This is a genomic window from Seonamhaeicola maritimus (assembly GCF_008056315.1).
Classification (GTDB): Bacteria; Bacteroidota; Bacteroidia; order Flavobacteriales; family Flavobacteriaceae; genus Seonamhaeicola; species Seonamhaeicola maritimus.
The window spans coordinates 1,857,554-1,870,568 of the sequence record NZ_VRKQ01000008.1; the positions used below are offsets into that span (position 1 = coordinate 1,857,554).

Consider the following 13,015-nt stretch of genomic DNA (forward strand, 5'->3'; position numbering starts at 1 on the left):
TACGGTAAAACCGCAGCGTATTTTTTTTAAATGATTGTTTTTAACATAATTTTAACATTTCGCTAAATTCTTCAACATAGTCTTTATTTACATTTGGGTAATTAATTAATTAAATCCCTTATAAAATGAAAACTAAAAAGTACTTAATTGCAATGGCAATTTTCGGAGGCATGATGTTTTTAGCTAGTGCAGCAACAACATACAACGTAGATGCAGAGCAAACAGCAAAAGTTGACAAAACAAAAATCAAGAATTCTGACAGAACAGAACAGGCCGACCAGAACAGGTAGTCCAAAAGGAAATTTGATAATAGGTAGTATTATTGCTACTTTGGTAGCTATAACACCCTATTTGTTTTACTTACACGAAAGTGTTCCAGATGCAACTATCTGGAACACTTTTTTATTTGAATATAATAGTGGCTTTTTTGAAAGCGCTAATGTTGGTATGTGGGTTTTAACCGGTAAACTTATTCCTTTATATTTGTTGTTTTTATGGTTTTTCACTTGTAGGCATTGGTGGTATCACACATTATTAGTGCCTATTGCCATGTATTCATATCAAACATTCGACACGTTAAATAAAGAGGTTCAATATTTCGATTCCAATCAATTGATTTATATGATTCCTATTATGGCAATAATAATACCTTCAATTTACCTAATAAGAGCACAAATCTTCAACAAGGTTAACACAGTTAATAAATCAATTGAGGAACTTGAAGATGAATTTAAAATATCACCAAAAAACTTTTGGGGTAAAGTGAAAGATTATTTTTAAATAATTATATTACAGTCTATCCCTTTCTTTTAGATCAATTTCTTTCTTATTGCTTTTAAGTTTGAAGTTTCCAAATTTATAATTAAAACCAATTACAAATAACCTATTTTCTTTTTCAGACTTAAAGGTAATATCCTGGTTTTGATATTTAATCTTTTCTGTAAAATTCAAATTATTAAAAATATCTTGAACTCCCATATTTAAAGAGGCTCTATTATCCCAAAAAGTTTTCTTCAAATTGATATTTAGGCTAGATAGATATGTTGATTCACCTGGACCATCTACTACTGGTGAAACATAGAAATAAGAAACGTCAAGTGTTAAACTATTATCTTTTAAAAAATTAAAATAATTATTGATTTGAGTGTATAACGACCATTTGTCAATTTTTAATAGTTCATTATTATTTTCAATATTAAAAAACTCATTTTCATAATAAAATATAGAAGCGTCTGCATATATGTACCAATTAGGCAATATATCTTTATAAACAGAGCAATCTAAACCATATGATATACTTTGAGAAATATTTGTGTTTTTATAAATTAACTCTCCCTTCTCATTGTCTTGAACAGTAATCTGAAGAGAAGGATTGTTTTCATTTCTGTAATAAAGTTCAAAAGTGTAATCCTCATTTAATTCATAACCTAATGTGAATACGTCGTCAATCTGGGGTTTTAGACTGGGATCTCCAGCAGTATAAGTTTTGTCATTATAGTAATACTTAAAAGGGTTTAAGTCATTATATCTTGGGCGATATATACGTTTGTTATAATTAAAATAAATTTTATTGCTTTCATTTATTTCATATAAAATATGGGCCGATGGAAAGGTTTTTAAATAATTGGTTTTATTTAATTCATTTGCCGTAATCGACTTTCCTTTAATATTTGTATACTCAAATCGCAACCCAGATTTTAGACTCCAAGAATTCCATTCTTTAGAATAACTAGCATAGGCAGCATAATTGGTTTCATCATATAGAAAGGTATCGGAATTGTCAAAATCCACCTCTTTTACACCATTAATAAATACGAATTGGTTTAATATACTTTCTGAATCTATATTAGATACTTTAGCACCTGCCTCAAAAAAGGAGGATTCATTAATTGGTAATTCATAGTCAAACTGACCTGTATTAATTCTTATAACTTGACTGGAAAATGTTTGAAACCTATTATCTCTAATTAAAGATTGATCCGGAAACAAATAATCTGTATCTACATTTTGAAAACCTGAAAAATCGTAGTTAGTATGATGTAAATTAAAAGACACCTTTTCCCCTTCTTTTTTAAACTTATGAACATAATCTAGAGTAAAAGCTAAATTGAAAGATTCATTAACCAATCTATTATCTGTAACAAATGACGAATCTAACACTTGGTTTATATTATAAACTTCAGATACAGAATTCACAAATGATTTGGTTTTTTTTCGTGGTGAAAATAACATGTTAGAAGAAAAACCAATTGTGTTTCTGTCATTAATAATATAGTCAATATTTGCATTGATGTTTTTATTTGACTTTTCCTTTCTTCTTTCAATAATAGTCTGCCAACTTGAGGAAGGCATGTTGTCTTCAAAAAAGTTAACATTTTCTCGATAGTTCTCATATTCTCTTTTAGGGTTATCACTAAAATTAATATAAGTGTTTAGTTTCTTTGTTTTAAAATAATGACTTGTTCCAAGCGAATATTTAGGGTATTCTGAACCTTGCTTATAATTCCCAAAAACACTTCCGTTATACCCAGCGACAATATTCTTACTTGTAATAATATTTAAAACTGCTCCGCCTTCTGCTTCATATTTCGCAGGTGGATTAGTAATAACCTCAATAGATTTAATATTTCCACCAGATGTTCCTTCCAACAATTGTTGTACTTCTTCAGATGATAAATGAATTTTTCTATCGTTGATATAGATAGTAGGCCTAGAATTTTTAACAGTTATTAGGCCATCATGAACCAAAACACCAGGTGTGTGGTTCAGCATATCCAAAACATTATTATTAGATAAGGTTGAATTTTCAACATTAAAAACCAATCTATCTACCATTCGTCTTACAGTAGGTTTTTTTGCAACCACAGTTACGCCTTCAAGAGCTTCAATATTTTCTTTAAGAATAATATTCTGAAATTTTGGAGTTAAATTAAGATCAATTTCCTCCGAAAAAGGTTTAAATCCTAAAAAAGTGACTTTAAGAATGTATTTCGATTTAGACAATACTTCAAAAATAAATGCACCTTCTTCATTCGTGGTTGTTCCACTAATTATATCATTTCCATCAACTGATAGTAATACTACATTTGCAAATGGAACAGGAGTATTTTTTTCGTCAAATACATGGCCTTGTAAAACCAAATCTTGAGCAAAACAGTTTAGGGAAGTTAAAAATATGCTGAGAGCTAAAAATACTTTAAACATACAATTGTTTGTATATACAAACATAGAATAATTAAATTAAAAATTGATGCGGCAAAACCGTAGTAAATTTAACTAAAATTCTCACAATATTGAGGCTTGAAACATTACTCTAAATCAATTATTTTATAGTTTTTATTAACATTAAAAAAATTTATTTGTAATTTGATTTTTATTAAAGCTTCAATTCATGTCGAAACCGCTTTCACCGTTTACTAAACAACAACTTTTACCTCAAGAAGAAACCCTTGAAATCTTTAAGAAAAAAGGCGAATTATTTATTGGTATTCCCAAAGAAACAGCTTTTCAAGAGCAACGCATTTGTTTAACTCCTGATGCCGTTTTTGCCTTAGTTAATAACGGACATAAAGTACTGTTAGAATCTGGTGCAGGAAAGGGCGCTAGTTTCAGTGATAAAGATTATAGTGAAGCTGGAGCGGAAATAACCAAGGATACTGCTAAAGTTTTTGGCTGCCCAATGATTCTTAAGGTTGAACCCCCTACTTTGGAGCAGATTAAGCTTATAAACCCCCAAACTATATTAATTTCTGCATTACAACTAAAAACGCAAACTAAAAAATATTTTGAAGCCTTGGCTTCAAAAAGAATTACGGCCTTGGCCTTTGAATTTATAAGAGATGCAGATGGTACCTATCCAGCGGTTAGGTCTTTAAGTGAAATTGCGGGGACTGCTTCTGTTTTGATAGCTTCAGAGCTTCTATCAGACCCAAAAATTGGCAATGGACTTATGTTCGGAAATATTAGTGGAGTGCCACCAATTGAAGTAGTTATTTTAGGAGCGGGTACAGTTGGGGAGTTTGCTGCAAGGAGTTCTATGGGACTTGGAGCTAATGTGAAAGTTTTTGATAATTCTATTACAAAACTAAGGTGCATTCAAACAAATTTAGGAAGACCATTCTTTACCTCGACTATACAGCCAAAAAACTTGACCAAAGCCTTAAAGCGATGTGATGTTGTAATCGGTGCAGTTAGAGGTAAAAACAGATCGCCTATTGTGGTATCTGAATCTATGGTTGAATCCATGAAGAAAGGAGCTATTATAATAGATGTTAGTATTGATATGGGTGGCTGTTTTGAAACTAGTGAAGTTACCTCTCACACCCAACCTACGTATGAAAAACATGGTGTAATTCACTATTGCGTTCCTAATATTCCTGCCAGATACCCTAGGACAGCTTCTGTTTCTATTAGTAATATATTTACACCATATTTATTGCAAATAGCTGAAGAAGGCGGAATAGAAAATTCTTTAAGATTTGATAGAGGTTTAAGAAATGGGTTGTATTTTTACCACGGAATTTTAACAAGTAAATCTGTGGGTGAATGGTTTGATTTGAGTTATAGTGATGCCAATCTACTCATTTTTTAGTCAAGCTCCTCAAAAGCAATTCAATGAAGTTTATACAACGTTTAGGCTACTATTTAGGTGGTTTTTCTATTGGTTTAATAGTTTTAGCATTCTTTTTAAATGGTAAAAAAGTATCATGTGATTATGGTCCTGAAGCCAGAGTTTTAAAAAACATAAATTCTAAGCAACTTAATTATACAAGCTCTCATATTGCTGATTCTACTCTAATAAATCATGTTTTAAAATTTGGTAAGGTAAATTTCTCAGAAAGTAATACTAGGAAAGAACCTTGTGGAACTTATAATATTGAAGGCCTTTATAATGCCGATAATGTTATTTTGACAATAGAAAATTGTGATAGTATAGCCACCATTAAGAAAGTCAAAATTGAGAAATAATTTAATTCAATAGCTTTCTTCTTTTCTTCTCTTTCTTTATGAGAGACAACTCTCTTCCAGTTTGTCCTGCTACAGAGGTGTTTTCTTCTGCTCTTCTAATTAAATAAGGCATTACATCTTTTACAGGACCAAAAGGAATATATTTTGCGACGTTATAGCCATCATTGGCCAAATTAAAACTAATATGGTCACTCATACCATACAATTGACCGAACCATACTCGCGAATCATTATTTTTCAAACCATTATTCTTCATTAAATCCATAAGTAAATAGGAACTTTCTTCATTGTGAGTACCTGCAAATAACGAAATGCGATCTATGTTTTTTATAACATACCTAAGTCCTTCATTAAAATTGTTATCCGTAGCCAATTTATTTTTACATATTGGAGATTTATAGCCCTTTACCTTTGCTCTTTCATTTTCTTTCTCCATATAAGCTCCCCTAACAAGTTTATATCCAATAAAATATCCTTTAGCAATAGCTCTATTATGCTCATTTTTTAAAAATTCTAATCTATCGTGTCTATACATTTGAAGCGTATTAAAAACAATAGGTTTTTCAGTATTATACTTTTCCATCATCATTGTAACTAACTCATCAGCTGCATTTTGCATCCAACTCTCTTCAGCATCAATTAAAACAGCTACATCATTTTCCTTTGCCCTCTCACAAATAATATCAAATCTTCTTACTACATTATTCCATTCATCCTGTTCAAGTTTGGTCAAATTTTCTTTCCTACCAATTTTCTTATATAGGCCTAACCTTCCAAAACCGGTGGGCTTAAATACCGCAATAGGCATAGCTTCAATATCCTTAGCAAAATCAATTATTTTTAGAATGGTTTTAACAGCTCCTTCAAACTCCATTTCATCTTCCTTTCCTTCAACAGAATAATCAAGGACAGAACTAACTCCTTTATTAAACATTTTTTCAATTACCGGCAAACAATCATTTTCACTAACGCCTCCACAAAAATGATCAAATACGGTAGAACGTATTAATCCCTCAATAGGTAGATTAGCTTTAATAGCAAAATTTGTTGCAGCAGTACCTATTCTTACTAAAGGTTCAATAGAAATCATTTTAAATAAAAAATAAGCTCTTTCTAATTCCGAATCGTTTTTAAGGGAAAAAGCAATTTCGGTATTATCAAAAATTCGTTCTTTTTTATGCATTATCTTTAAAATTTTAAACAAATATAATTAACCAATAGTTATCATTTTATATAAAATCTCCTTAATTTCACTGCCTTAAAAAATGCAAATTATTTTATGGATTCTATTACTTATAAAGATTGCAAAATTCATTTTAAGGAGGAATGCTATTTAGCTATAAATAAACATCTTAAAGATAAGAATTTTTCAAAAATTTTTATTCTGGTTGATGAAAATACCCATGCAAAATGTTTGCCGGTTTTCTTGGAAAAACTAGATGCAAATACTGTTATTGAAATAATTGAAATAGAATCAGGCGAGGTTAATAAAAACATAGATACCTGTGTAGGTGTTTGGAACTCTCTTTCTGATCTTGATGCAGATAGAAAAAGTTTGATGATTAACATTGGTGGTGGTGTTATCACAGACTTAGGTGGATTTGTTGCTTGCACCTTTAAAAGAGGTATTTCTTATGTGAATGTCCCAACCACTCTACTCTCAATGGTAGATGCTTCTGTAGGTGGAAAAACAGGAGTTGATCTTGGGCATTTAAAAAATCAAATTGGAGTAATTAGTGATCCCGATTTAGTGCTTATAGATCCTAATTTTCTTAACACACTTCCTTCCAATCAAATGCGTTCTGGGTTAGCCGAAATGCTAAAACATGGGTTAATTAGTGATGAAAGTTACTGGAATAAATTCCAAGATTTAACTAAACTAAGCTTAGCTGATTTAGATGAATTGATTTATCAATCTGTGGTAATAAAGAAAAATGTAGTTGATGAAGATCCATTTGAAGATGGGCTCAGAAAAACTTTAAATTTTGGCCACACTTTAGGTCACGCCATAGAATCTTACTTTTTAAGCAATCCAAACAAATCAACCTTATTACACGGCGAAGCCATTGTTATAGGTATGATTCTTGCGTGTTACATATCTTCTGAAATATCAGGTTTTCCAATGGAACTGACTAATGATATTAAAGAATTATTTGTTAACTATTACGGTAAAGTAAATATTGACAATACTGAATACTCACCTATCATAGAGTTGTTAAAATATGACAAGAAAAATAATCACGGAAATATTAATTTTGTATTATTAGAATCGATAGGGAAACCAAAAATTGACTGCAAAGTAGAAGACCGCATCATTATTAATGCCTTTGACTTTTATATATCTTAAGATTTTTGTAGTTATGATATAAAAAAAGCCCTTTAAAAGGGCTTTTTTTATATAGATGAATTAAAATTAATTCATATCATTAAAGATAGAATGCATCAAACGCTTCTTATCATTAATACTTTCCTCTAAAGAAATCATAGTTTCGGTTCTGTATACCCCTTCAATATCATCTAGAAGAAAAATAACCTCTTTGGCATGTTCCGTACTTCTAGCTCTAATCTTACAGAAAATATTGAATTTACCAGTAGTAATATGAGCAACAGTAACAAAAGGAATTTCATTAATACGCTCTAAAACAAATTTTGTTTGTGATGTATTATTAAGATATACTCCAACATAGGCAATAAAAGAATATCCAAGTTTCTTATAATCTAACATCAAAGAAGACCCCTTAATGATTCCTGACTCTTCCATTTTCTTAACACGTACATGAACTGTACCTGCAGATATTAATAATTTTTTCGCGATGTCTGTAAAAGGAATTCTTGTGTTATCAATTAACATATCAAGAATTTGGTGGTCGATTTCGTCTAACTTTATTTTTCCCATAATTAGCTTTTCTTAAATAAAAGGCAAAAATAATACATTTTCATTAATAATTCCGCATATTCGATACGTTTTATTTTGGGATTAATGCGATTTTTTCATTTTTCAATATCACGAAATCGTTTTCGTTATTAATTGTTAGCTTTTTCCCATCATCTCCTAACACTTTTTCTCCAGCCGCATCAAATTCCTTATGACCATAAACACCAACTAACACTTCAATTTTTTCTACAATTGGAACAAATTCAATATTACCTCCAACCAATGTTTCCTTAAATTGAATTCCAATATCTACCAAACTATCATTTGAATATCCACCAACATTTCTTATAACTACATCTAAAAAGTTCTTTTCATTTTCAGGAATATCAAAATACGAATGACTATTTTTCCCATCTATGTCATGCCCTGAAATATAAATTAATGAAGAAATGTATGATGTGTAAATAAGCTCTCTAGTGTACTCCCTGTCATAATCTCCTTCAAAATGACCAGCCTCAAACAATATAGTTGGTACGTTTTGACTCTGAAATGTGTCACCAATACAGTTAATATTAAATGCATCATCATAAACACCTACTTGATTTGGAATGAGATTTTGCAAAACATCATTCATTACACCTATAACTTCCATAGCTACCATTCTATTGGGTGTTACCGTGCAAGCTTCATCTTGGGCTGGCGAAAGGAAAGACACGGTTGCCGATTTATTAGTATTTCCAGCACTAAAAATGGTTCGTTGCCCATGTAGATTGTAGCAAAAATGTGGCTTAAATGATTCGAATGTTTTCCGAAGGACTAAGCTTTCAGGTTGGGTTAAATTTTGAGCATCTCTATTTAAATCAACTTCATTGGCATTAATTCTAGTATAAGCCTGAGCTCCATCCGGATTTAATATTGGTATAACATATAAGGTATAAGCCTGAAGAATGGGGTTTAAATAGTTTTTGTCATCAAAAAAAGAATTAAAAAGATCAAACAAAGCCTTAGTTGTAGTTGATTCATTTCCATGCATTTGAGACCACATCAAAATTCGTTTATCACCACTTCCTATTTTAACACCATAAATAGGGTTGTTTAATACAGAATAACCTATAGTTTCAACAGTGAATTTTTGAGCTAATTTATCTAACAAAGGCTCTATGTTATTGTTGGTAATATACCTGCCAAAAAGAGCTTCTTCTTTATTGTTTTTGAAAAGTATTTTAATGTCTTCTATTTGCATGCTGATTATTTTGACCACAAATGTAAACATTTACATTTTTACAAATGTAAACAGGCAAAATACACTCATTTAGTTACAATTGTATACAGAATGATTAGTCAACTCGATATTAAACAAGTTAATATCATAAATATTTATTTTAAACACTTATATTCAGTTGTTTAGAATTTATTATATAAAGTTTTATATTAACACTAAATTATTTTTAACATAGATATTACCTGAAGTTTAATAACTATTCTTTACATTTGTAAAACCAAAATACCATAATACCTATTTCACAATGGTAAACACTGAAGAATTTTCTAAAAGACTAAAAAAAGTAATAGATTATTATGGTGAAACAGCCTCTTCTTTTGCCGAAAAAATCAATGTACAACGATCAAGTATTTCACACATTTTATCTGGAAGAAACAAGCCTAGTTTAGAGTTTGTTTTAAAGGTGCTTTCCTCCTTCCCTGAAGTTGAATTATACTGGCTATTAAATGGCAAAGGAGAATTCCCTTCAAATCAAAATTATCTGGATTCTAAAAATGAACCACAAACAACTAATTCAAATAAAAAATTAGAAACAATAATCAATTCTGAATCTGATAGGAATAAAACTATAGAACGCATTGTGATTTTTTATTCTGATGGAACTTTTAAAAACTTTCAGAATTAACCATATTCTTTAGTAGTTTTGCATTGAAATTTATTACTATGCGATTCTTATACCTGTTTTTATTCGTTTTACTGTTCAATTGTTACAATACAGAACGAAACTGTACTGATTTCAAAACCGGCAAGTTTTATAGTGAAGTAACTATAAATGGAGAGATATTCAAATCTGAGTTTATAAGAACTGAAAACCTACAAATTGAAACCTATAATAAACAAATAGACTCATCTAAACTGCGCTGGATTAATGATTGTGAGGTTATATTTAAAACGATAAACCCAAAGAATATGGCTGAACAAAAGGATATTCACTTAAAAATTCTAACAACCACCAATAATTCTTATACTTTTGAATATTCTTATGTTGGAGAGGCTAAAAAACAAAAAGGAATTGCCTACAAAGCCAAATAGTTTAGTCAAACGGATACAGGAACGATTCAACTAAATTGAATTTCAAGAGTTTATCTTCTGTGATTTCATAAGTTAAAAAGATTTCACCCCAAAATTCTCCATCTGTAAAATCTGCAATAATCCACTTGTGGTTTAACATTTTTACTGTATTAATCATCATTTTCCGCCCTTCACTTGAGCCGTAAGGAATTATTGGATGATCTCCTCTCCCTTCGTTCAATTTATACAACTCGTCCTTTATATAAGGGATTAATTCATCTATATTATAACCTTCATCCTCAAAATAACTAATAGCGTCTTCATTTCTATCTAAATTAAAATGCGAAACTTCTAAAAACATATCTTGAATAACATCTAAAGAATCTTTAAAAGCTCCTATTCGCTCTGTTTTCTTATCAAGTCTGTTTGTTAAGTCTTCAAATACACGTTTAGAATTCACATACTGAAACAATACTAGAAGTATTGAAAAGATAAACAGGTAAATAAAAATTCTTTGCTTCATAAAATAGGGTTATATGGTTAATTGTAATTCATCATATGCCAAAAATACGTTTTCTGGTAATGTTTTTTCAACTTCATCATGAAAACCTAATAAATGGCTTATATGGGTTAAATAAGCTTTTTTAGGATTTACTTTCTTGATAAACTCAAGAGCTTCCTCTAAATTAAAATGAGACCGATGCGGCTCAATCCGTAAAGCATTAACCACTAACACCTTAACGTTTTTAATCTTTTCCACCTCCTTATCTTTAACAGTTTTCATATCGGTCAGGTATGCAAAATTATTGAATTTGAACCCGAAAACTTGTAGCTCTGCATGCCTCCCATTTATAGGGAGAACCTCTAACCCACCAATTTCAAAAGGTTTGTTTTTTATTCTATTTAAAATTACAGATGGCGCACCAGGGTATCTATTCTTTGTCTTAAAAACATAATCAAATCGCTTTTTTAAAGATTTTAAAACACGTTTATGTCCATATATAGAAACATCTCCTTGCCGAAAATAAAATGGACGAATATCATCTAAACCCATAACATGATCAGTATGTTCATGTGTGAATAAAATACCATTTATTTTTTCTACACCTGCCCTTAGCATCTGATATCTAAAATCTGGCCCACAATCGACGACATAAGTATTGCCTTCCCATTCTACCAAAATTGAAACACGCAACCTTTTATCTTTTGGGTTACTACTCAAGCAAACAGGGTGTTTACTCCCAATAATTGGAATACCTTGTGATGTGCCTGTGCCCAAAAATGTAACTTTCAAATGCGTTAAGATTTACACAAAAATAGTGTTATTTTTTTGTTTGCTTCACTTATTTAATACCTTTGCGAGCTACGGATACAACCTATTAATGATATGGAAATAACCATAAAAGGAGACAGAGAATTTGACGATGTACCATCACTAAAATCGAAAGCCCTTCGAATTAATCTAAACGAAAATATTTACGGAACATTTGCTGAAATTGGTGCAGGTCAAGAAACTTGCAGACAGTTTTTCAGGGCTGGTGGTGCTTCTGGAACTATTGCCAAGGCAATGTCCGCATATGATAAATCCTTTAGTGATGCCATATACGGGTCTGAAGAAGATGGCAGATATGTAACGGAATCTAGATTGCGTAAAATGCTTACTCATGAAATGGACCTGATGGAAAAGCGTATTACCCGAGACATCCATCCTAATAAAATATTTTTCTGTTATGCTAATACAGTTGCCACAATAGATTTTGCTAAACAGTTTAAAGGCCATGGTTGGGTAGGAATTAAATATCAGGTTGAAGCAAACCAGGATTATAATGAAATCATACTACATCTTAGATTTAAAGAAACCGATGCTAGGTTACAACAAGAAACTCTAGGGATTTTAGGAACCAACCTTATTTATGGAGCTTTTTACAAGTATAACGAACCGAAAAAACTGCTTAGATATTTATATGATCATTTAGATAATGATCAACTGGAAATAGATACCATAAATTTCTCTGGTCCTGTTTTTAAAAACATTGATAATCGTTTAATGAGTTTACAACTTGTTAAAAACGGAATGACTGATGCTGTAGTTTTTGGTCCAGACGGAACTAACATTTTACCAGCTAGGGTATTTTACAAGAAAAATATTTTAGCGCTTCGAGGTAGCTTCAGACCAGTAACTAAGGTAAACATGGCAATGTATGAGAAATCATATGAGATGTTTACAAGTGAAAAGAAGGTGAATGAGGACAACACTATGGTTGTATTTGAAATCACTTTATCAAACCTGAGAGCTGAAGGAGAAATTGACGAGCAAGATTTTATAGATAGAGCAGATTTGCTCTGTGCTTTGGGCCATTCTGTAATGATCTCTAATTTCCAAGAGTATTATAAAGTTGTTGAATACTTCTCAAACTATACTAAAGCTAGAATGGGATTAGCAATGGGTGTTAGTAATTTGGTTGATATTTTTGACGAGAAATATTACAGACACATTAGTGGCGGTATTTTAGAAGCATTTGGAAAGTTATTCTTTAAAGATTTAAAAGTATACTTGTACCCTATGCATGATGAGAAAACTGGAGAGCTAATTACTAGTGAAAACCTAAAGGTTTACCCAAGAATGAAAGAGCTATACAAGTTCTTTAAATATAATGGTAAGGTGGTTGATATTACTGATTATGACGAAAGTATTATGGATATTTTCTCAAGACAAGCATTAGACATGATTGATAGCGGAGAACCTGGTTGGGAGAATATGCTACCAGAAGGAACTGCTGATTTAATTAAAGATTACCGCTTATTTGGCTATACAAGAAAACCACTTAAACCCTTATCAATAAAAAGAAGGTCTTCTTCAAAGAAATAAAAAAAAAGCC

General features: G+C 30.9%; 13 protein-coding genes. 7 read left to right on the forward strand and 6 right to left on the reverse strand.

Annotation, left to right across the window (positions count from 1 at the left end; translation table 11 throughout):
- Window positions 1-231 precede the first annotated feature (231 nt).
- The gene (locus FUA22_RS07785; RefSeq protein WP_241664785.1) at window positions 232-780 is read left to right on the forward strand and encodes a hypothetical protein; all 549 of its coding nucleotides are present in this window, start codon (window positions 232-234) and stop codon (window positions 778-780) included.
- A 9-nt stretch (window positions 781-789) separates the two neighbouring features.
- Here FUA22_RS07785 and FUA22_RS07790 read toward each other — a convergent pair whose 3' ends face one another.
- Window positions 790-3,204: an outer membrane beta-barrel protein gene (locus FUA22_RS07790; RefSeq protein WP_170309869.1), complete on the reverse strand. Its 2,415-nt coding sequence runs from the start codon at window positions 3,202-3,204 to the stop codon at window positions 790-792.
- A gap of 187 nt (window positions 3,205-3,391) precedes the next feature.
- Here FUA22_RS07790 and FUA22_RS07795 point away from each other — a divergent pair, with 187 nt between their 5' ends.
- The gene (locus FUA22_RS07795; protein WP_147767329.1) at window positions 3,392-4,591 is read left to right on the forward strand and encodes an alanine dehydrogenase; all 1,200 of its coding nucleotides are present in this window, start codon (window positions 3,392-3,394) and stop codon (window positions 4,589-4,591) included.
- A 23-nt stretch (window positions 4,592-4,614) separates the two neighbouring features.
- On the forward strand, window positions 4,615-4,968 hold the full coding sequence (locus FUA22_RS07800; RefSeq protein ID WP_147767330.1) for a hypothetical protein: 354 nt from the start codon (window positions 4,615-4,617) through the stop codon (window positions 4,966-4,968).
- A gap of 1 nt (window position 4,969) precedes the next feature.
- Here the strand turns inward: FUA22_RS07800 and FUA22_RS07805 are convergent, their stop codons facing one another.
- Window positions 4,970-6,151: a proline dehydrogenase family protein gene (locus FUA22_RS07805; protein WP_147767331.1), complete on the reverse strand. Its 1,182-nt coding sequence runs from the start codon at window positions 6,149-6,151 to the stop codon at window positions 4,970-4,972.
- Between the two features lie 96 nt (window positions 6,152-6,247).
- Here FUA22_RS07805 and aroB point away from each other — a divergent pair, with 96 nt between their 5' ends.
- Window positions 6,248-7,315, forward strand: a complete 1,068-nt coding sequence (aroB, locus tag FUA22_RS07810) for a 3-dehydroquinate synthase (protein ID WP_147767332.1) — start codon at window positions 6,248-6,250, stop codon at window positions 7,313-7,315.
- Between the two features lie 66 nt (window positions 7,316-7,381).
- Here the strand turns inward: aroB and FUA22_RS07815 are convergent, their stop codons facing one another.
- Entirely contained in the window at window positions 7,382-7,864 is a 483-nt protein-coding gene (locus FUA22_RS07815) for an Lrp/AsnC family transcriptional regulator (protein ID WP_147767333.1), read from the reverse strand.
- Between the two features lie 70 nt (window positions 7,865-7,934).
- Complete coding sequence (locus FUA22_RS07820; RefSeq protein WP_147767334.1) at window positions 7,935-9,086, reverse strand: M14 family zinc carboxypeptidase; 1,152 nt, start codon at window positions 9,084-9,086, stop codon at window positions 7,935-7,937.
- 283 nt (window positions 9,087-9,369) lie between these two features.
- On the opposite strand from FUA22_RS07820, the gene FUA22_RS07825 reads away from it, so the two are divergent.
- Complete coding sequence (locus FUA22_RS07825; protein ID WP_147767335.1) at window positions 9,370-9,750, forward strand: helix-turn-helix domain-containing protein; 381 nt, start codon at window positions 9,370-9,372, stop codon at window positions 9,748-9,750.
- Between the two features lie 38 nt (window positions 9,751-9,788).
- Complete coding sequence (locus tag FUA22_RS07830; protein ID WP_147767336.1) at window positions 9,789-10,157, forward strand: DNA topoisomerase IV; 369 nt, start codon at window positions 9,789-9,791, stop codon at window positions 10,155-10,157.
- A 1-nt stretch (window position 10,158) separates the two neighbouring features.
- Here FUA22_RS07830 and FUA22_RS07835 read toward each other — a convergent pair whose 3' ends face one another.
- Together FUA22_RS07835 and FUA22_RS07840 are read right to left on the reverse strand one after the other, a co-directional pair.
- Window positions 10,159-10,659 (reverse strand): hydrolase, encoded by a 501-nt coding sequence (locus FUA22_RS07835; protein ID WP_147767337.1) that lies wholly within the window; start codon window positions 10,657-10,659, stop codon window positions 10,159-10,161.
- Between the two features lie 9 nt (window positions 10,660-10,668).
- Window positions 10,669-11,430 (reverse strand): MBL fold metallo-hydrolase, encoded by a 762-nt coding sequence (locus FUA22_RS07840; RefSeq protein ID WP_147767338.1) that lies wholly within the window; start codon window positions 11,428-11,430, stop codon window positions 10,669-10,671.
- A 93-nt stretch (window positions 11,431-11,523) separates the two neighbouring features.
- Here FUA22_RS07840 and FUA22_RS07845 point away from each other — a divergent pair, with 93 nt between their 5' ends.
- Window positions 11,524-13,005, forward strand: coding sequence for a TonB-dependent receptor (locus FUA22_RS07845; protein WP_147767339.1), 1,482 nt, complete (start codon window positions 11,524-11,526; stop codon window positions 13,003-13,005).
- Window positions 13,006-13,015: the final 10 nt, after the last annotated feature.